Annotated in this window: 16 protein-coding genes, 2 pseudogenes and 1 riboswitch; of the genes and pseudogenes, 9 read left to right on the forward strand and 9 right to left on the reverse strand. The window is 63.0% G+C overall.

The window, feature by feature from the left end; all coding sequences use genetic code 11:
* The gene (locus NX782_RS03405) at positions 1-2,967 is read left to right on the forward strand and encodes a Tn3 family transposase (protein WP_012478188.1); all 2,967 of its coding nucleotides are present in this window, start codon (positions 1-3) and stop codon (positions 2,965-2,967) included.
* A gap of 33 nt (positions 2,968-3,000) precedes the next feature.
* Positions 3,001-5,097, forward strand: a pseudogene (locus NX782_RS03410) (Tn3 family transposase); the annotation flags it as partial.
* An 8-nt stretch (positions 5,098-5,105) separates the two neighbouring features.
* On the opposite strand, the gene NX782_RS03415 reads toward NX782_RS03410, so the two are convergent.
* The 3 genes from NX782_RS03415 to NX782_RS03425 form a co-directional block, all read right to left on the reverse strand.
* Positions 5,106-5,678 carry a hypothetical protein gene (locus tag NX782_RS03415; protein ID WP_051516974.1) on the reverse strand — a complete coding sequence of 191 codons (573 nt, stop codon included), beginning with the start codon at positions 5,676-5,678 and terminating at the stop codon, positions 5,106-5,108.
* A 297-nt stretch (positions 5,679-5,975) separates the two neighbouring features.
* Complete coding sequence (gene pstS / locus NX782_RS03420; protein ID WP_258844067.1) at positions 5,976-7,019, reverse strand: phosphate ABC transporter substrate-binding protein PstS; 1,044 nt, start codon at positions 7,017-7,019, stop codon at positions 5,976-5,978.
* A gap of 104 nt (positions 7,020-7,123) precedes the next feature.
* Positions 7,124-8,839: a ClcB-like voltage-gated chloride channel protein gene (locus tag NX782_RS03425; protein ID WP_258844068.1), complete on the reverse strand. Its 1,716-nt coding sequence runs from the start codon at positions 8,837-8,839 to the stop codon at positions 7,124-7,126.
* A 174-nt stretch (positions 8,840-9,013) separates the two neighbouring features.
* On the opposite strand from NX782_RS03425, the gene NX782_RS03430 reads away from it, so the two are divergent.
* From NX782_RS03430 to NX782_RS03445, 4 genes are all read left to right on the forward strand, one after another.
* Positions 9,014-9,142: a hypothetical protein gene (locus tag NX782_RS03430; RefSeq protein WP_258844069.1), complete on the forward strand. Its 129-nt coding sequence runs from the start codon at positions 9,014-9,016 to the stop codon at positions 9,140-9,142.
* 146 nt (positions 9,143-9,288) lie between these two features.
* The gene (locus NX782_RS03435; RefSeq protein ID WP_258844070.1) at positions 9,289-9,639 is read left to right on the forward strand and encodes a DUF3147 family protein; all 351 of its coding nucleotides are present in this window, start codon (positions 9,289-9,291) and stop codon (positions 9,637-9,639) included.
* Positions 9,640-9,739: 100 nt separating this feature from the next.
* A riboswitch (Fluoride riboswitch) is annotated at positions 9,740-9,802 on the forward strand.
* Positions 9,803-9,882: 80 nt separating this feature from the next.
* The gene (locus tag NX782_RS03440) at positions 9,883-11,196 is read left to right on the forward strand and encodes a voltage-gated chloride channel family protein (RefSeq protein WP_258844071.1); all 1,314 of its coding nucleotides are present in this window, start codon (positions 9,883-9,885) and stop codon (positions 11,194-11,196) included.
* Between the two features lie 13 nt (positions 11,197-11,209).
* Positions 11,210-11,632 (forward strand): EamA family transporter, encoded by a 423-nt coding sequence (locus NX782_RS03445; protein ID WP_258844072.1) that lies wholly within the window; start codon positions 11,210-11,212, stop codon positions 11,630-11,632.
* A 45-nt stretch (positions 11,633-11,677) separates the two neighbouring features.
* Here the strand turns inward: NX782_RS03445 and NX782_RS03450 are convergent, their stop codons facing one another.
* From NX782_RS03450 to NX782_RS03465, 4 genes are all read right to left on the reverse strand, one after another.
* The gene (locus NX782_RS03450) at positions 11,678-14,905 is read right to left on the reverse strand and encodes a CusA/CzcA family heavy metal efflux RND transporter (RefSeq protein ID WP_258844229.1); all 3,228 of its coding nucleotides are present in this window, start codon (positions 14,903-14,905) and stop codon (positions 11,678-11,680) included.
* On the reverse strand, positions 14,905-16,080 hold the full coding sequence (locus tag NX782_RS03455; protein WP_258844073.1) for an efflux RND transporter periplasmic adaptor subunit: 1,176 nt from the start codon (positions 16,078-16,080) through the stop codon (positions 14,905-14,907). The genes NX782_RS03450 and NX782_RS03455 overlap by 1 nt, the downstream gene beginning before the upstream one ends.
* Positions 16,077-17,297 (reverse strand): TolC family protein, encoded by a 1,221-nt coding sequence (locus tag NX782_RS03460; protein WP_258844074.1) that lies wholly within the window; start codon positions 17,295-17,297, stop codon positions 16,077-16,079. Before NX782_RS03460 ends, NX782_RS03455 begins: the two co-directional genes overlap by 4 nt.
* Positions 17,298-17,452: 155 nt before the next feature.
* Positions 17,453-17,824, reverse strand: coding sequence for a hypothetical protein (locus NX782_RS03465; RefSeq protein ID WP_258844075.1), 372 nt, complete (start codon positions 17,822-17,824; stop codon positions 17,453-17,455).
* A gap of 204 nt (positions 17,825-18,028) precedes the next feature.
* Here NX782_RS03465 and NX782_RS03470 point away from each other — a divergent pair, with 204 nt between their 5' ends.
* The 3 genes from NX782_RS03470 to dmeF are packed head-to-tail and all read left to right on the forward strand — an operon-like array spanning position 18,029 to position 19,502.
* Positions 18,029-18,304 (forward strand): metal/formaldehyde-sensitive transcriptional repressor, encoded by a 276-nt coding sequence (locus NX782_RS03470; RefSeq protein ID WP_258844076.1) that lies wholly within the window; start codon positions 18,029-18,031, stop codon positions 18,302-18,304.
* 6 nt (positions 18,305-18,310) lie between these two features.
* Positions 18,311-18,487: a DUF1289 domain-containing protein gene (locus NX782_RS03475; RefSeq protein WP_258844077.1), complete on the forward strand. Its 177-nt coding sequence runs from the start codon at positions 18,311-18,313 to the stop codon at positions 18,485-18,487.
* A 22-nt stretch (positions 18,488-18,509) separates the two neighbouring features.
* A complete protein-coding gene (gene dmeF / locus NX782_RS03480) occupies positions 18,510-19,502 on the forward strand; it encodes a CDF family Co(II)/Ni(II) efflux transporter DmeF (RefSeq protein ID WP_258844078.1) in 993 nt (330 codons plus the stop codon).
* Positions 19,503-19,526: 24 nt separating this feature from the next.
* Here dmeF and NX782_RS03485 read toward each other — a convergent pair.
* Positions 19,527-19,724, reverse strand: a pseudogene (locus NX782_RS03485) (YnfA family protein); the annotation flags it as partial.
* A gap of 151 nt (positions 19,725-19,875) precedes the next feature.
* Entirely contained in the window at positions 19,876-20,451 is a 576-nt protein-coding gene (locus tag NX782_RS03490; RefSeq protein ID WP_258844079.1) for a phosphatase PAP2 family protein, read from the reverse strand.
* Positions 20,452-20,453: the final 2 nt, after the last annotated feature.

Raw genomic sequence — 20,453 nt, forward strand, 5'->3', positions numbered from 1 at the left:
ATGCCGCGTCGTTCCATTCTGTCCGCCACCGAGCGACAAAGCCTGCTGGCATTGCCCGATGTCAAAGACGATCTGATCCGATACTACACGTTCAGCGACACCGACCTGTCGGTGATTCGTCAGCGGCGCGGGCCTGCGAATCGGCTGGGCTTCGCCATTCAGCTTTGCTACCTGCGATTCCCCGGCGTCATCCTGGGCGTTGATGAGCCGCCGTTTCCGCCCTTGCTGCGCATCGTGGCGTCGCAACTCAAAGTGCCGGTCGAAAGCTGGGACGACTACGGGCAGCGGGAGCAGACCCGGCGCGAGCACCTGGTCGAACTGCAAACGGTGTTCGGCTTCCAGCCGTTCACCGTGAGTCACTACCGGCAGGCTGTCCACACGCTGACTGAGCTGGCTATGCAAACCGACAAGGGCATCGTCCTGGCCAACGCCTTGATTGAGCATCTACGGCGGCAGTCGATCATCCTGCCCGCGCTCAACGCCATCGAGCGCGCCAGTGCCGAGGCCATCACCCGCGCCAATCGGCGCATCTACGAAGCCCTGTCCGAGCCGTTGTCGAGCGGGCACCGGCATCGCCTGGATGAACTGTTGAAGCGCCGCGACAACGGCAAGACCACCTGGCTGGCATGGCTGCGGCAATCACCGGCCAAGCCGAATTCCCGCTACATGCTGGAACACATCGAACGTCTCAAAGCCTGGCAGGCGCTCAACCTGCCTACCGGCATCGAGCGGCTGGTTCATCAAAACCGGCTGCTCAAGATCGCCCGCGAGGGTGGCCAGATGACGCCCGCCGACTTGGCCAAGTTCGAGCCACAGCGACGTTACGCCACCCTCATGGCGCTGGCCATCGAGGGCATGGCTACTGTTACCGACGAAATCATCGACCTGCACGACCGCATCCTGGGCAAGCTGTTCAACGCCGCCAAGAATAAGCATCAGCAGCAGTTCCAGGCGTCCGGCAAGGCCATCAATGCCAAGGTGCGTTTGTACGGGCGCATCGGCCAGGCGCTGATCGACGCCAAGCAGTCAGGCCGCGACCCATTCGCCGCCATCGAGGCCGTCATTTCCTGGGACGCTTTCGCCGAGAGCGTCACCGAGGCGCAGAAGCTCGCCCAGCCCGATGATTTCGACTTCCTGCACCGCATCGGCGAGAGTTACGCCACATTGCGCCGCTACGCGCCGGAATTCCTCGACGTGCTCAAGCTGCGAGCAGCGCCCGCCGCCAAGGACGTGCTCGACGCCATCGAGGTGCTGCGCGGCATGAACATCGACAACACCCGCAAGGTGCCCGCTGATGCACCGACCAACTTCATCAAGCCGCGCTGGCAGAAGCTGGTGATGACCGACGCCGGCATCGACCGACGCTATTACGAGTTGTGCGCACTGTCGGAACTTAAGAACGCGTTGCGCTCGGGCGACATCTGGGTACAGGGTTCACGTCAGTTCAAGGACTTCGAGGACTACCTGGTGCCACCCGAGAAGTTCGCCAGCCTCAAGCAGTCCAGCGAATTGCCGCTGGCCGTGGCCACCGATTGCGACCAGTACCTGAGCGAGCGCTTGGAGTTGCTGGAAGCGCAACTTGCCACGGTCAATCGCATGGCGGCGGCCAACGACCTACCGGACGCCATCATCACCGAATCGGGCTTGAAGATCACGCCGCTGGATGCTGCGGTGCCCGACACCGCGCAGGCATTGATCGACCAGACGGCCATGATTCTGCCGCACGTCAAGATTACCGAGCTGCTGATGGAGGTCGATGAGTGGACGGGCTTCACCCGCCACTTCACGCACCTGAAATCCGGCGACCTCGCCAAAGACAAAAATCTGCTGCTGACTACGATCCTGGCCGACGCGATCAACCTGGGCCTGACCAAAATGGCCGAATCTTGCCCCGGTACGACTTACGCCAAGCTCGCCTGGCTGCAAGCCTGGCATACCCGCGATGAAACCTATTCGATGGCGCTGGCCGAACTGGTCAACGCCCAGTTTCGGCATCCCTTTGCCGGGCACTGGGGCGATGGCACCACATCATCGTCGGACGGACAGAATTTCCGAACCAGCAGCAAGGCAGAAAGCACCGGGCACATCAATCCGAAATATGGCAGCAGCCCAGGCAGGACGTTCTACACCCACATCTCTGACCAGTACGCGCCGTTCCACAACAAGGTGGTCAATGTCGGCGTGCGCGATTCCACCTACGTGCTTGACGGCCTGCTGTACCACGAGTCCGACCTGCGCATCGAGGAACATTACACGGACACGGCGGGCTTCACCGATCACGTCTTTGCCTTGATGCACCTGCTGGGCTTCCGCTTCGCACCGCGCATCCGAGACCTGGGCGACACCAAGCTCTACACCCCGAAAGGCGAAGCCGCCTATGACGCGCTGAAACCGATGATCGGCGGCACTCTCAACATCAAGCACGTCCGCGCCCATTGGGACGAAATTCTGCGCCTGGCCACCTCGATCAAGCAAGGCACGGTGACGGCCTCGCTGATGCTTAGGAAACTCGGCAGCTATCCGCGCCAAAACGGCCTGGCTGTCGCCCTGCGTGAGCTGGGGCGCATCGAGCGGACGTTGTTCATCCTGGGCTGGTTGCAAAGCGTTGAGCTGCGCCGCCGCGTCCATGCCGGGCTGAATAAAGGCGAAGCACGCAATGCACTGGCCCGCGCCGTGTTCTTCAACCGGCTGGGCGAAATCCGCGACAGCAGCTTTGAGCAGCAGCGCTACCGGGCCAGCGGCCTCAATCTGGTGACGGCGGCTGTCGTGCTGTGGAACACGGTCTACCTGGAGCGCGCAGCGCATGCGTTGCGTAGCAACGGCCATGCCGTCGATGAAACGCTATTGCAGTACCTGTCGCCGTTGGGCTGGGAACACATCAATCTGACCGGCGATTACCTCTGGCGCAGCAGCGCCAAGATCGGCGCGGGCAAGTTCAGGCCGTTGCGACCTCTGCAATCGGCTTAACGTGCTTTATTCTCCGTTTTCTGAGACGACCCCGTGACGGACGAACTGGTCGACCTGCACGACCGCATCATGATCAAGCTGTTCAGCGCGGCCAAGAACAAGCATCAGCAGGACTTCCAGAAGCAGGGCAAGGCCATCAACGACAAGGTGCGCCTGTACAGCCGAATCGGGCGCGCGCTGGTCGAGGCCAAGGAATCCGGCATGGACCCGTATGCCGCGATCGAGGCCGTGCTGCCGTGGACAGACTTCACGCAAAGCGTGACCGAGGCGGCAGAACTGGCCCAGCCCGAGACGTTCGACCACCTGCACCTGGTGGGAGAGCAGTACAGCACCCTGCGGCGCTATACGCCTGAGTTCCTCGATGTGCTTCGGCTTAAAGCTGCGCCGGCGGCGCAAGCGGTGCTGGACGCGATCGACGTCCTGCGCGAGATGAACATGACCGGGGCGCGCAAGGTGCCGGACGATGCGCCGATCGCGTTCGTGAAGGCGCGGTGGAAGCCCCTGGTCATCACCGACGACGGTCTTGACCGCCGCTTCTACGAGATTTGCGTCTTGTCGGAGCTGAAGAATTCGTTGCGGTCGGGCGACATCTGGGTGCAGGGTTCGCGCCAGTTCCGGGACTTCGAGGAATACCTGCTACCCACGGAAAAGTTCGGGGCGATGAAATCAGCGCGCGAGCTGCCGATCGCGGTCAACCAGGACTGCGACCAGTACCTGCACGACCGCTTGCTCTTGCTCGAACAGCAACTGGCCACCGCCAACCGGCTCGCGCTGACGAACGAACTGCCCAATGCGATCATTACTGAGACAGGACTGAGGATCATCCCACAGGACGCCGTGGTGCCGGACGAGGCCCAGGCGCTGATTGACTTCGCCAGCGGCATGCTTCCCCGGATCAAGATCACCGAACTGCTGATGGACGTGGACGACTGGACCGGTTTCACGCGCCACTTTGTCCATCTTAAGAGCGGGGAGCAGGCCAAGGACCGGACGTTCCTCATGTCCGCGATCCTGGCCGACGCCATCAACCTCGGCCTGACCAAGATGGCGGAATCGAGTCCCGGCGCCACTTACGCGAAACTGTCCTGGTTGCAGGCCTGGCACATCCGGGACGAAACCTATTCGGCCGGCCTGGCTGAACTGGTCAACGCCCAGTTCAAGCACGCCTTCGCTGCGCACTGGGGCGACGGCACAACGTCGTCGTCGGACGGCCAGCGCTTCCGCGCGGGCGGCCGGGCCGAGAGCACGGGCCACATCAACCCCAAGTACGGCGCCGAGCCCGGCAAGCTGTTCTACACCCATATTTCCGATCAGTACGCGCCGTTCAGCACCAGAGTGGTCAACGTCGGCGTGCGCGACTCGACCTATGTGCTCGACGGCCTGCTGTACCACGAATCGGACCTTCGCATTGAGGAGCACTATACCGACACCGCCGGCTTCACCGACCACGTGTTCGCGCTAATGCACCTGCTGGGTTTCCGCTTCGCGCCGCGCATCCGCGATCTGGGAGACACCAAGCTGTACGTGCCGGCCAAAGTGGGCGATCACCCCGCCTTGCGCTCGATGATCGGCGGCAGCCTGAACGTCAAGCACCTGCGCGCACACTGGGACGACGTGCTGCGCTTGGCCGCCTCGATCAAGCACGGCACCGTCACAGCGTCGCTCATGCTGCGCAAGTTAGGCAGCTACCCGCGCCAGAACGGCCTGGCGATCGCGCTGCGCGAGCTGGGGCGGATCGAGCGCACGCTGTTTATCCTGGACTGGCTCCAGAACGTCGAGCTGCGCCGACGCGTACACGCCGGTTTGAACAAAGGCGAAGCGCGCAATGCGCTGGCCAGGGCGGTATTCATCCACCGGCTGGGCGAGATCCGCGACAGGTCGTTTGAGCAGCAGCGGTACCGCGCCAGCGGCCTGAATTTGGTGACGGCCGCAATCGTACTGTGGAACACGGTCTACCTGGAGCGGGCGACGCAGGCCTTACGTGAGAAAGGCAAGTTGCCAGACGACGGTATGCTGCAATTTTTGTCACCGCTGGGCTGGGAGCACATCAACCTGACCGGGGACTATGTGTGGCGCCAGCAGCGTATAGCCGAAGGCGGGTTCAGGGAGCTGCGCAAGCCCCAAGAGTAGGAAATATTCTAGAAAAGGGAAGATTCAGTTCGCGGCTGCGTGAATCGATTCCCCCGCCCCTCACGCAAGATTCTTAGCTTCTCTAAATAAACCAAGCCCTGCCAGCCTGGTGTGGCCAGATTGAGCCCTGGGTATTGCCGGCGGCAGTTTTCCAGGGCAGGCGACTGAGCATTGCGTTCTTCGTCACGCAGCGCATCCGAGGCGCCTCTGATAATTCGTGCAGCTTCCTCGCGCTCTCGCTGTTCTTCTTGTCTAGCGCGTAAATCCAGTGCTCGGGCATGCTCCAGTTGAAGCCGCTGTACCTCCAGCATGGCAATGAAGCGTTCAGTGTTTTCGGCTAGTAGCTGACGCTCGGCGTCGGTAAGAAGCTGGCCAGCGCTTGATCCATAAACGGGCACCGCCCCGGTGTCATAGGAGCCGTATAGGAGCTTGAAGCACTCGGAGCCGAGGACGGTGAACCGCCCATTCTCCCGCACGATGTGGATGCGTTTGTACACGCTGTGGCGACAGCCGTCGCGCTGACAAATTATCCGATCTCCTTTGTCTACCTCGACTACTGCCATCAGCTGCGCGTTCGACATCTTTTATTTTTCCAAGCAAAGACCGCCCCCGGTCATAAATGTCGACTATACAGTATAGGGTCAGGGCGTTTGCAAGTCGACTGCGCGGAATGGTTTGCGGGCGATATGCTCGGCCAAATCGCCTTAGCGCCCGATTTTTTCCGTTTTCCCTATTCGCCCCTACATTGGCGCAATAGCACGATTCGGGCGCGCAAGATGCCGCTCGAAACTGGGTGCAGAGCGGATTATCGCTCGTCCATGCAAAAACACCCGCGGTCCATTTCGAACCGCGGGTGCTGGAAAACGTAGAAGATGCTTTTACCAGACGGCCTTGCCGGAGCCATCCTTCAGGTTGTTCTTCCAGGCCGCCTCCACCAGCTTGGCGACGGACTCCGGCATCGGCACGTAGTCCAGTTCGGCCGCCGCGTTGGCGCCATTCTTGAAGGCGAAGTCGAAAAACTTAAGGACTTCCTTGCCTTTGGCAATGTCGGCCTGCTGCTTGTGAACCAGGGCATAGGTCGCGCCGGTGATTGGCCAGGCAGACTTGCCCGGCTGGTCGGTCAGCACGACGCCGAAACCCGGCGCCTTGGCCCAATCCGCGTTGGCAGCGGCGGCCTTGAACGCGTCGTCGTCCGGCTGCAGGAAGTTGCCATCATGGTTCTTCAGCTGCGTGTGGGTCATCTTGTTCTTCTTTGCATAGGCCCACTCGACGTAGCCGATCGCGCCCTTGATGCGCTGGACGTTGGCGGCAACGCCATCATTGCCCTTGCCGCCCACACCGACAGCCCACTTCACGGCGGTGCCGGCACCGATCCTGGTCTTGAAGTCGGCGTTGGTCTGCGACAGGTAATTCGTGAACAGGAAGGAGGTTCCCGAGCCATCAGCGCGGTGCACGACGGTGATGTCTTCGGCCGGCAGCTTGACGCCCGGGTTCAGGGCGGCAATCGCCTGATCGTTCCACTTGGTGATCTTGCCCAGGTAGATGTCGGCAACGACCGGTCCGGTCAGCTTCAGTTGACCCGGCGCGACACCGTCGAGGTTGATGACGGTCACCACCCCGCCCATGATGGTCGGGAACTGCATGAGACCCGACTCGTTCAGCTCTTCGACTGACAGCGGCATGTCGGACGCACCGAATTCGACGGTTCTGGCCTTGATCTGCTTGATGCCGGCGCCCGACCCGATCGACTGGTAGTTCAGGCCACTGCCGCTGGTCTTCTTGTACATCTCCGCCCACTTCGCGTAGATCGGGTAGGCGAAGGTGGAACCCGCCCCGGTGATGTCCGCGGCCAGGGTCGCGGTACTCGCGAACGCGGCGGTGGTGCCGATGATGACGGTGGCCAGCAGTTGCTTCATGCGCATATCAAGTCCTTGGTGGTAAGTGACAAAAATGATGTGCGCAGTTTATTCCTGCAACATGACATTTTTATGACGCAGCCATACACGAAAAGCGGTTGTCAGGTGCGTTAGAACGGATCCTTTTGCTGAAGCTCTGCAAAAGCACTGAGTATCTCGGTTTTCCGGATCGCGCCGAGCAGGAGGGGCTCCTCCTTGCTCTGGACCACTGGCAACCGTTCGCCATGATGCAAGAGGAACTGGCGGTAAGCGTCGGCGAGCGTCATGTCGGGTGTTATCAAGGGCAGCAGGTCGGGGTGGAGAAAGTCGCGGGCCGATTTTCCGGCGCCATCCATGGCGGCGGTCGCAAGATCACGCAAGGCGACGACACCTCGATAGCGATTCGCCGCGTCGACGATATAGATGTACTTCACCGCATGGCTACCGAACATCGCCAGCATATCGGACACCGATGCGTCCAGGGTCAGCACGGTTTGCGCGGGCTCGACGAGCGCCTGCATCTGGGTCGCGCGCAGGGATTGGCGCATCAGCGCCGCGTGACGGTGGCGCGCGGTGACCTCGTACATCGATGGCCCGCCGACACCTCGCGCAAGGAAGTACGCGATCACGCAGGCCAGCATCAGCGGCAGCATGATCTGGTAGCTGAGCGTCATTTCGAAGATCATGAGTATCGCCATTAGGGGGGCTCCCGTCGAGGCAGCAAGGAAGGCGCCCATGCCAACGATGGCATAAGCGGCCGGCGCGGCGGCAAGGCCGGGAAACAGGCCATGCACGATTTGCCCGAACAGCTGGCCAAGCGCTGCGCCGACGAACAGGGTGGGTGTAAAAATCCCGCCGACTGCACCTGAGCCGGCAGTACATAGCGTTGCTGCCACCTTGAAGACGAGGATAGCCAGCACGGCAGACCAGGCCCAGGGCGAGTGCAGCAGCGAATTGACGACGCTGTACCCATTGCCCCAGACCTGTGGCACCCAGATCGACAGCAACCCGACGCCCAGGCCGCCCGCACCGAGACGCATTGGCAAGGGCAAGCCGCTGCGCTGGAAGCCCCGCCGCATCAAGTCCAGCAGGCGGAGGAACTGTGGCGCCGCCAATCCGGCGAGGCCCCCCAGTACGATGAACAGCGCGACCTCGATGCCCGGCACGAACGGAAAGGCCGGCATCAAGTAGGTTGGATGGTAGCCCGGCAAGCGGCGCATGGTGATGTTCGCTGCGACCGCGGCGATCATCATCGGTCCCAGGCTGTCGATGGCGATATTGCCGAGCACGATCTCGGTGACGAAAAAGGCGCTGGCGATGGGCGCGTTGTAGGCCGAAGCGATGCCGGCAGCGGCCCCGCACGCGACCAGGAGGCGCAGCCGCCGCGGATCGAAGCGTGCCAGCGAACCGACGACGGAGGCGCACATCGCTGCGAGCTGCACCATCGGCCCCTCTCGTCCGATCGAGCCACCCGAGCTGATCGTACATAGCGAAGAAGCGCCTCGCAACAAGGTCTGCCCAACCGGAATCCGGCCGTCACCGACCACAATCGCTTCCATGTAATCGTTCGGCGCGCTGTCCGCCCGGCGTTTCGCGAGCGACAGGAAAAAGCCGGCCAGGACGCCGCCCGCACATGGTAGGACCAAGCGAACGGGCCATGACAGCCCGGCTGCCATTTCGACGAAGGAGCCACTGTGTCCACCCAGCAGATGCTGTGTGCCGGCCAGGCCTTCACGAAACGCGATCGTCGCAAGTGCTCCTAGCACCCCTACCAGAGCGGCCCAGAAAAGCATGACGTGCGGTTCTAGAAGAGACCGAATGCGGAGGACGGAAAAAGCGGAAGGCATGAGTTGTATGAGACCGAAATGGTGCAAACGTGAAAAGATCCATCTTCGCACGGCGTTGACAATCCCGCATCATTGAAGGGGCCTGCCCTTCGGATCGCTGTATGTCTGTACGGGCTTTCAATGATTCTGGGGATTCATCAGCATTCGGATACCCAGGCTACATATGTCGCGCTGATGAGCGGCGACCTTAGCCGGCTTTCGTTCGCGGTGAGCCTGTTGCGCAGCACCCGCCGCGTGATCAAGCAGAATCTGTGGGTCAGCGTGACCGGCCTGCTGCGCCTGAACAAGCTGAGTACCTCTTGAGTGTCAAAGTGCGAGTAGTCAAACCGAGACCGAAAATCGCCCTGTGTTACGATGCGGCCGGTCGAGGAATCGATGACTACAGCGCACGAGCGAGCTTGCTCACACATCGAGGCTCCTAATCGTTGAGTGAGCGTGTAAGGACGAATATGACTTGGATAATAACGAAGTACCTGATCACGGCCGCCATGGTCGTCGCCGTATCGGAATTCGCAAAGCGTAGCGACAAGCTGGGCGCGCTGATTGCCGCCTTGCCAATGGTGACCGTGCTGACACTCATCTGGCTGCATATGGAGAAGCAACCGGAGTCCAAGGTGGCGAACCATGCCTGGTACACCTTCTGGTACGTCGTGCCGACGCTGCCCATGTTCCTCGTGTTCCCCTCGCTGCTGGCCCGGGTGGGTTTCTGGTCCGCGCTTGGCCTTTGCGTCGTTCTCACCATTGCCTGTTTCGCGTTGTTTGCCTTGGTCGTCAAGCGTTTCGGCATCATGCTCATGTAGAGGCATGAAGGGGCGCGTCAGAGTCGGAAAAACAGGGATGCCATAAGCCGCGCTTGGCATGGTGTTCAGCGCCGGTCCAGATACATCCGTCGTGTTACACTTCAGGATTGGAGATGGCATTCCTCCTTTAACCGCCCTCGGGGCTGATGATGCCTGCATTCGTTCCTGGCCAGACAGGAGAATGTAGGCGTTCGCCCGCACTCTCCGCTGTCCAGGTTGCTGTAATCAACTAACTGGACACGCATGAATTCCGCAAACCGTTCCGAACTCGTCGACGCACTCGGCCATGCGGCCAAGTGGCTGGCGATTGCCGTGGCCGTAGCGCTTCTGGCAGGCACCGCATCCGCGTTTTTCCTCTTCGCCCTACAGTGGGCAACCGATGTTCGTTCCAGTCATCGCTGGCTGATAGGGCTTTTGCCGCTGGCGGGCCTCGCGGTTGGCTGGTTGTATCTGCACTTCGGTCAGAAAGTCGAGGCAGGGAATAATCTCCTGATCGATGAGATCCATGATCCCCAAAAAATCGTGCCGTTGAGGATGGCGCCACTGGTACTCGGCGGCACCGTGGTGTCGCACCTCTTCGGCGCCTCCGTCGGGCGCGAGGGAACGGCCGTCCAGATGGGAGGGGCGCTGGCCGACCAGCTCACGCACTTGCTTAAGTTGCCAGCTGCCGACCGGCGCATCATCTTGATGGCGGGCATCAGTGCCGGCTTTTCGTCCGTGTTTGGCACGCCTCTCGCCGGCGCGGTGTTCGGCCTGGAGGTGTTGGCCATCGGACGCATGCGCTACGATGCGCTCCTGCCCTGCATGCTGGCTGCCATCGTCGCGGATCAGGTGGGCTTGCTGTGGGGCGTACAGCATGTACACTACGCGATCCCTGCCATCCCGGCAGTCTCGGCCTGTGGCCTTGCGGGCGTGGCCGTCGCCGGCGCCGCCTTCGGCCTGGTGGGTCGCCTGTTTGCGGGCTTCACCCACGCGCTGGCCGCCCGCTTGAAGCGCTTGATCGCTTATGCACCGTTGCGCCCCCTGGTCGGCGGCGCCGTCGTTGCAGCGGCAGTTTGGCTGTTCACGGCCGATCGCTATATCGGCCTCGGCATTCCGACCATCGTTGATGCTTTTCGCCAACCCGTGGCGCCTTACGACTTCGCTGCAAAGTTCGCTTTTACGGTCGTGTCGCTGGGCTCCGGTTTCAAGGGTGGCGAAGTGACGCCGCTGTTCTACATCGGGGCCACCTTGGGGAACGCTCTCGCGCCGATACTGCATCTGCCCTTTCCCCTGCTAGCCGGCCTGGGCTTTGTCGCCGTGTTCGCCGGCGCCGCCAATGCCCCCATCGCTTCCACGCTGATGGCGATCGAATTGTTCGGTGCTGAAGTCGGCATCTACGCAATGCTCGCCTGCGTGGTCAGCTACCTGTTCTCGGGTCACACTGGCATTTACCGCTCGCAGCGTATCGGCCAATCCAAGCACCGCGCCGTGCCGGAAGGAATCAAGCTCGGCGAGCTGTCGGCAAACGATGAACGGCAGCGCAACCAGGCGCCCGATCTCAGCCTGTCGAATTAAGGAGGAATGCCACATGGACCGTTGGATCGTTTATGCATTTGTGTCGATGGGCTTTGCGGGATTCACCTCCGTCATCGCAAAGTTGGGGCTTACGGGCATCTCGGGCGATTTGGGTTTGGCCATTCGCACCTGCTTCGTATTTGTGTTTGTCCTGCTGTTCGCTGCGGTCGTCGTGCCGACATCGCAGCTTGAAGCGCTCTCGTGGAGGAACTTCCTGTGGCTCGGCCTGTCGGGCGTCACGACGGCCGCGTCCTGGGTGTTCTACTACAAAGCGATCAAGCTCGGGGATGTCTCAACGGTCGCTTTGGTCGATAAAGGGAGCGTGATCGTTTCCCTCTTCCTTGCCTGGCTCATTTTGCAGGAAGCAATCACGTTGCCCAAACTGATCGGGGGAAGCTGCATTGCCCTTGGCTTGCTGATCATCGCACGCGGCTGAGGCCGGAGAGGCCGACGAAACCCGGCCTCCCCGATCCTGGCTACATCAGCTGTCGACCGACACGACGGATCGTGGCTGCGCCGCACGTCGACGCAATACCATCCCGGTAATCGCCGGCAGCACGAACAGCGTGAGCACGGTCGAAGTGATCAGTCCACCGATGACGACCGTTGCCAGAGGCTTCTGCACCTCGGCGCCGGTCCCGGTCGCGATTGCCATCGGTACGAAGCCGAGCGATGCAACCAGTGCCGTCATCAGCACCGGACGCACACGCTCCATCGCCCCTTCCACCACCGCCGTCGCCGCGTCCAGGCCCTCCGACAGGCGCTTGTTGATCGCCGAGATCAGCACCAGGCCATTGAGCACCGCGACGCCCGATACCGCAATGAAGCCGACCGATGCGGAAATCGAGAACGGAATTCCGCGCAGCGCAAGCGCGAACACGCCCCCTGCCAGGGCCAGCGGCACCGCAGTCAGTACCGTGGCGGTCAGCATTGCATTGCCGATCGCCAGGTACAGTACGGCGGTGATCAGCACGAAACATGCCGGCACGATGATCGCCAGGCGCTTCGTCGCCGCTTCCAGGTTCTGGAACTGCCCGCCCCACGCGATCCACGATCCCGGAGCCAGTTTCACGTCACGGGCCAGCTGCGCCTGCGCATCTTTCACGTAACTCCCCAGGTCGCGGCCAGACACATTGGCCTCGACGTAGATGCGCCGCTTGCCGTTGTCGCGGCTGACTTCATTGAGACCTTGCGTGAACCGGAACTGCACCAGCTGACGCAGCGGTACCGAGGCGCGCGGCTGGCCGTCCACGGCGGGCAGCATGACCGGCAACGCGCCGAGCTCGTCGAGGTTGTTGCGGATCGCGCCCGGCAGGCGCACCACGACATCGAAGCGGCGATCGCCTTCAAAGATCTGGCCGGCGGCGCGCCCTGCCAGCGCGGTCGACACCGTGTCCGCGACTTCCTTGATCGTGAGTCCATAGCGCGCGATGGCGGCGCGATCGAAGGCGATGTCGAAGGTCGGGAAGCCTTCGGTCTGCGCCACCCGCACGTCAGCCGCGCCCGGGATCTTGCGCAGCACCGCCGCGACTTGTTTCGCGCTGGCAGCCAGTTGGTCCAGGTCGTCGCCGTAGATCTTCACGGCCACATCGCTGCGCACACCGCCGATCAACTCGTTGAAACGCATTTCGATCGGCTGCGTCACGTCGTAGTTGTTGCCGACCAGGCTGGCCGTCTTGGCGCGGATCCTTTCGATCACCTGTTCCTTGGTGGCGACGCCGGCCGGCCATTCGCTCTTCGGCTTCAGGATGATGTAGTTGTCCGATGCGTTCGGCGGCATCGGGTCGGCGGCAAGGCTGGCCGTGCCGGCCTTCGAATACACGGTCTTCACCTCCGGCAGCGTCAGCACCGCCCGCTCCAGCGGCAGGTCGAGCGCGACCGATTGGTCGATCGAGGTCGACGGGATGCGCACCGACGACAGGTTCAGGTTCTGCTCGTCCAGGGTCGGCATGAATTCCCGCCCGACGAAGCTGAACACCACGCCCGCCAGTACCAGAACGGCAGCGCCGGCGCCGATAAACGGAAGCGGACGCGCCACCGCCAGGCGCAGCCACGGCGCGTAGCGCTGCTTGGTGGCGGCGATCACACGAACTTCCTTTTCCGCCACCGGCTTGCGCATCAACACCGCGATCAGCGCCGGCACGAAGGTCAGCGAGAGCACGAAGGCCGAGGCCAGGGCAAGCATCAGGGTGATGACCATCGGCGAGAACATCTTGCCCTCCACGCCCTGGAATGTCAGGCACGGCAGGAACACCAGGAAGATCACGAGCTGGCCGTAGACCGTCGGGCGCAGCATTTCCCGCGACGACGCCACTACCTCGTCCAGCCGCTCCCGCAAGTGCAGCGCGCGCCCTTCGCGGTGCTGGCGCTCGGCCAGCCTGCGCAGCGTGTTCTCGACGATGATGACGGCGCCGTCGATGATCAGGCCGAAGTCGAGCGCGCCGAGACTCATCAGGTTGCCGGAAATGCCGAACGCGTTCATGCCGATCGCGCTCAGCAGGAGTGACAGCGGAATGACGAGGACGGCAATCATGGCGGCGCGCCAGTTGCCGAGCAGTGCGAACAGGATCACGCTGACGAGCAGCGCACCTTCGGCCAGGTTCTTCCCGACGGTCTTGATCGTGGCCACTACCAGTTGCGAGCGGTCCAGGGTCGGAACGATGCTGATCCCGGCCGGCAAGGTCTTGCCGATTTCTTCCAGCTTGAGGCCAACCGCATGCGCGACAGTGCGGCTGTTGGCCCCCACGAGCATGAGGGCGCTGCCGACTACAGTCTCGACGCCGTCGCGGCTGGCCGCACCGGTGCGCAACTCGCCGCCGATGCCGACCCTGGCCACCTGCCCAATCGTGACCGGCACACCGTTGCGGGTTGCCACCACGGCGCGCGTGATGTCGTCGAGCGTGTGCATGCGGCCATCGGCGCGCACCAGGTAGGATTCGCCCGAACGGCGAATATAGTTGGCGCCGACCGAGACATTCGCCTCTTCCAGCGTACGCGCCAGGTCGGCATAGGCGACGCCGAAAGCCGCCAGTTTGGCGGAATCCGGCTCGACCACGTACTGCTTGACGTAGCCGCCGAGCGAGTCGACGTCGGCCAGCCCTGGCGTCGTGCGTAGCTGGGGGCGAATGATCCAGTCCTGTACGGTGCGCAGGTAGGCCAGCCGCGCCACCGCGTCGCTCAAGCGTTCGCCTTCCTGGGTCAGGAAGCTGCCGTCGGCCTGCCAGCCGGGTTTGCCATCCTGGCGGGGTGCGCCCTTGCCCTCCGGATGGGTGTATTCGACGCTGTAATGGAACACCTCGCCAAGTCCGGTCGAGACCGGCCCCATCTGGGGTTCCGCCCCTTCCGGCAGGTCCGGCCGCGCGCGCGCCAGCCGTTCAGCGACCTGCTGGCGCATGAAATACAGGTCTGCGCTTTCCTCGAAGACCGCAGTCACCTGCGAAAAGCCGTTGCGCGAGAACGAGCGCACGCTCTCGACGCCATTCAGGCCCGCCAGGGCCGTTTCGATCGGGAAGGTTACCCGTTTTTCGATTTCAACGGGCGTCAAGGTCGGCACCACCGTGTTGATCTGCACCTGCTTGTTGGTGATGTCGGGTGTCACGTCGATTGGCAACAGGTTCAGCTGCCAGGCGCCGATCGCGCCAATCACCAAGGTGAGGAACAGGATCAGCCAGCGCGAGCGGACCGAGCCGGTCAATATGCTGTCGATCATCATTCCGCCTCTGCACTTTTGATCATATCGGCCTTGATCAGGAAGGCATTCTGCGTCGCGACCGGGGTCCCGGCCTCGACCCCAGAGACGATCTGCGCCGTGCCGCCGCTACGCATGCCAACGCGTACCGGCTGGGCGCGGAAGCCTTCCCTGGTGCGCACGAACAGCACGTCGCGGCCGCCGATGTTCTGCACCGCGTCTTCCGGCACGACCAGGCCTGCGGCGCCATCCTTCATGTGCAGCCGCACCTGGACGCCTTCGCCGACCACCAGCCCGGATGGTCGGACGGCAGGCACCACGACGACGGTCGCGCTGCGTGCGTTGCCGCTGACGGTCGGCGTCACGGCGCGCACGCTCGCCTCGATCGGCCTGCCGCCGGCGGTAACGATGGTTGCCTTGTCGCCCGCAGCAACGCGGCCAATATCCGCGGCGCCGACCGATGCCTCGACCTGGACCTGGCCGTCGCCGGCAACGCGGAAGAGTTCCGTCTGCGGCTGGACGAAACCGCCGAGCGTCGTCGATTGCGCAGTCAGCGTGCCGGAGATCGGGCTCACCACGGCGATCGACCTGCCGTCGCCGCTCACGCGTGCGGCCCGCGCGACCGATGCCGCGCGCTGCGCATCCGCTTGCGCAACGGCCAGCTGCGCCTGCGCTGTCTCCAGTTCCTGACGCGGCGTGACGCCCTGCCCGAACAGGCTCGATTCACGCTGGTATTCCTTGCGTGCCAGATCCAGCTTGGCCGCTGTTGCTTTACGCTCGGCCGCCATCGCGGCCGCGTCCTGGCTCTCGACTTCGGCCAGCGTTTCGCCGGCCCGGACCTTGTCGCCGAGCTGACGCCTGATGCGCGTGACATTGCCGGCCGCACGCGCCACGACGACGGCTTCACTGTTCGGTTGCGCGGTCACCGCGCCCGGCGCCAGGAGCTCGGCCGTGACGCTGCCGGTCGCAACGGGCTCCACGGAAATCTTTGCTGCTGCCAGATACTCTGCCGGAATCGGTACGACGATGTCCGCGTCAGCCTTGGCGTCCGTCTTTGCCGGTGCAGCCGCGACGGCGGCTGCGGGCCGGTTCCTGCCCGTCAGCCAGGTTGCCGCGCCAAAGCCGAGGGCCGCGGCGACCGCCACCAGTACGATGACCTGAGACCAGTTCGCAGGTCGTGATTTTTGTTCCATCATGGGGATACTCCAAATAGGTTGCGGCCTTCGGCCATCGACAGGGTTGCCAGGGCCCGCACGCGGGCAAGCTGCGCGTCAATCGTCTGCAGCCGGGCATCGTTCGCGGCGCGGCGAACGGCGAGGAGCTCGAGCAGCGAGGTCTTGCCGGCCTCGTAGCCGATGCGCGCCAGGCGGTAGGCTTCGGCCGCGGCCGTTTCGCCTTGTTCCGCTGCTTGCAGCTGCCTGCGTGCCGCCGCGACCTGGGCCAGCGCCGAGCGGTGCGTGGCAGCCGTCTCCAGGCGGGCTGCCTGCACGCGCTGCGCTGCGCCGGCAGCGCGCTCGCGGGCTGCGTCGGCGCCATGCTTGTTACGGTCGAACAAGGGGATCGATGCGGAAACGCCGACGGTCGCGGATTTGTCGCTCGACCAGGCATATTTGCGCATGCCGACCGTCACGCCAATGTCCGGCAACCACCTGTTCTGTTCGGCGCGAACCTGGGCGCTGGCCGCCTCCAGGTCCGCGCTAGCGCTGGCAAGCAACGGTGCATCGGCGGCCTGCCATTGCGCATCCGGCTGGATCAGTGCGGCCTTGTTCAGGAAGGGCTGGCTGATGCGGGTGTAGGGTTCGGCGACGCCCGCCAGGACCGACAATCGTTCCAGCGCGTCCGTCGCGGCTGCCGCGGCGGCTTCAAGCGAAGCCTCGGCAGCCGAGGTGTTGGCCTGGGCCAGGGCCAGCCGCAACTGCGCCTCGCGGCCGGCCGTGACGAGCGCCTGTGCCGCACGCAGGTCATCCCTCGCGCGCTGCAGTTCGGCCTCGGCGACCTCCCTGCGCAGCTGCATCGCCTCGGTCGTCGCGTAGGCCACGGCCAGTTCGCCGGCGTAGGCAAGCCGCGCGACGCGTTCGCGTGCGCCGACGGCAGCCGCGCCGCGCTCTTCGGCCGCGATCCGTGCCGAGCGCTTGGCGCCGATTTCAAACACTTGTGTCAAGGAATACGTATCCTGGCGCTGGTTCCGGCCGTCGTTGCTCGGTGCGCCGATGTCCTCGGCCGTGACATTGAGCGTCGGGTTCAACCAGGCATGCGCCTGCCTGGCCTGGGCACTGGCGGCACGTACATTGGCCGCGCTTTCCAGCAATCGCGGCGCGTTGGCCTGCGCCTGCCGCAGCAAGGCATCGAATGCCGGCGCATCTTCGGCATGCGCCGGGGCGCAGGCTGCGCCCAGCGCAGCAACAATTGCCAATGCGCGCAACGGCATTGGCCACGCTAAATACCCATGTGTTCGACGGACGAGCGCGCCCGGCCGTCTCAAGACTATTTGCATAACTACCCCTGAAAGATAAGCAGATGTGGAATTGCGCCGGACGGCATTTCTCGAATGATGAGCCGTCCCGCGATTCAGGCGGCGTGGCGTGGCGGGCGCAGCGGAAGAAGCGGGATGTGATCCGAATAAGATGCGCATCGGGTGTCCGGTGCGATGCGCGCGATCGTCACCTGGGCCAGCTGCACTTCCATTGGCAGCAGCATGGGTGACGCACTTTGGTGCTCGAAGTCGGCCAGGTGCTGCAGCGACTTCGGCGAGCCATCGTCATGGGGCGTGCCATGCGCATCATGGTGATGGGCGATGTACTCCTCGTGTTCGACCAGGTGCTTGGCGAACACCGTCGCGCCATATCCCCCGCCCAGCAAGTGCGCAAGACCACGCTCCATTGCAGCAAAGGCCTGCAATGGAAGCAGCACGAGCATGACGATGACGAGGGCTTTCTTCATGGATGAGGGAGGACGTACGCTGACGCGACAAGGCAGCACATTAGTATATTCATGGCAAAAAAACACTTCAACCGGACAGATCACAGCACGCTACGCAGCCGGTCGTCCCGCCTCCGCCCTTGGCATACTGAGGGGTATCGGTCAAAGCAGCAGCGTGCCGCATCTGATATTATACCCCCGTACCCTATATTATGAGGTCATAAGTTGTCGCATACCACTCGAGAGAAGGCAAAATTGCTAGCCCGTGTCCGCCGGATTCGCGGCCAGGTCGAGGCGATCGAACGCGCCTTGGAGGCCGAAGCCGGCTGCTCCGAAGTGCTGCATTTGTTGGCGGCCAGCCGGGGCGCCATGAATGGCTTGATGGCCGAGGTGATCGAGGACCACGTCCGGGAACATGTCGCCGCAGGCGAGCTGACCGAAGCCGCGCGTGCCGAAGGCACAGACGAACTGCTCGAAGTGATTCGAGCATATTTGAAGTAAGCGGCCATGGCCGTTAAATCACCCTGCATCGAACTCTGCGAGTTCGACGGCAGGACGGGCTTGTGCAACGGATGCCTGCGCACGCTCGCCGAGGCGCGCGAGTGGAAGAAGATGACCGATCACCGCAGGCACCAGATTATCAACGAACGCGCGCGGCGCGAGAAAAAACTGGCTGGCCGATAGCGCGGCCGGCGGAGGAAAACCCATGCAAGACCTGACACATCAGCCTAATAGCGACGGCCTGACACACGACCACATCTTCGACCAGGGCAGCAACGCGGCCGAACGCGGCACGCGCCTGGTCATGTGGATCACAGCGGCCATGATGGTGGTCGAGATCGCCGCCGGCTGGTGGTTCAACTCGATGGCCCTGCTGGCGGACGGCTGGCACATGAGCTCGCACGCACTGGCGATCGGCCTGAGCGCATTCGCCTACTCCGCCGCGCGCAAATATGCGAAGGATCCACGCTTTGCCTTCGGCACCTGGAAGATCGAAATCCTCGCAGGCTATACGAGCGCCGTTTTCCTGCTCGGGATCGCAGCGCTGATGGCATTCAGCTCGATCGAGCGCATCTTCGCGCCCGAACCGATCCATTATCGGGACGCGATCGTCATCGCCGTGATCGGCCTGGTTGTGAACGTCGTCTGTGCGATGATCCTTGGCCATGCGCACCACGATCACGGTCACGGTCACGGGCATGATCACCATGGGCATGACCACGGACATGATCACGACCATGGTCACGGTCATCACGACCTGAACCTGAAGTCGGCCTATATCCACGTCATTGCAGACGCGGCGACATCGGTGCTGGCGATCGGCGCGCTGGCTGGTGGCTGGGCGTTCGGCTGGTCCTGGCTCGATCCGGTGATGGGTATTGTCGGCGCGGTGCTCGTAGCAGTCTGGGCGAAGAACCTCATCGTCCAGACCGGAACAGTCTTGCTCGACCGCGAAATGGATGCGCCAGTCGTCGAGGAAATCCGCGAAGTCGTGGCGAGCGCGTCGACTGCCGGCTACGCCAGGCTGGTCGACCTGCACGTGTGGCGCGTCGGCAAGCAGTTTTATTCCTGCGCCCTGAGCCTGGTGACGAATGACCCGTCCCTGACACCAGCCAGGGTCCGTGAGCAACTAGGGATCCACGAAGAAATCGTGCACGCAACGATCGAAGTACATTACCGGCCCGTCAACGCAGCGTGAATCCGACCATGCGATAAGCCGGCATCAACCCCTGGACCAACCGGAGACAATGATCGCCATGCCGGACAACGCGATCGCCGCACCGATCCAGTCCAGGGTCGACAGCTTGACGCCATCGACCACCCGCAACCAGACCAGGGCCGTGGCGACGTGGACGCCGCCATAGGCCGCATACACCCGGCCGCTGGCCGCGGGATGCAAGGTCAGCAGCCACACAAAGAGGCGAGGCTTGCCTCACTGGCCTCAGGCGTGGCTGGATTTACCTCGTCGAAATTCCGAGGTGCGCCAGTCGAGACGGACACCGATCCTGACACCATGCACATTGATGTTCGGCGTACCGATGAGCAACAACGGTAAGAAACCTATCAGAAATCTATCGGCGCGCAGTGAAGCAGGCCGTGGTCAAACACCCAACCAGGGCGCCAGCGATGACAGCGGAAACCGTGTGGGCGTTCAGCATGACCCGCGCATACATCGTCAACGCCGCGATTATCGATAGCAGAAGCCCAAGCCAGATACTGTAGCGCCTGCCGACGAAGTACACCGCACATGAGACCATCGATGAATGGCCCGAGGGCATGTTGATCGAGCCGCCGTTTGGCCGCTGGCCGAGCCTGGTGTCCATAACCCAGCGATCGTCCAGAAAATGCTTCAGCCCATGGGTCACGATCGTTGTCGAGACTGCCACATAAAACAGTTGCACGAGTCCGACTTTATCGCCGAGCACGACGGGCAACGCGACCTGGACGGCCGTCGGTACGAAGCGCACATAGTTCTCGGTCAGCGTGACCTCGATCGGAACCTCGGCGCCGGCGGGCAAGACCGGATAGCTCGCCAGTTTGCTGGGATACGCTGCACTCAGAACGATGCCGATCACAAGAAAGACGATCAGGGCGACCGGACGCCGGACCTCGGCATATGCAGTGCGGAATATTGAGCGGTTGGTCATGG

The sequence above is a fragment of the Massilia norwichensis genome, assembly GCF_024753245.1.
GTDB classification, from domain to species: domain Bacteria; phylum Pseudomonadota; class Gammaproteobacteria; order Burkholderiales; family Burkholderiaceae_D; genus Telluria; species Telluria norwichensis.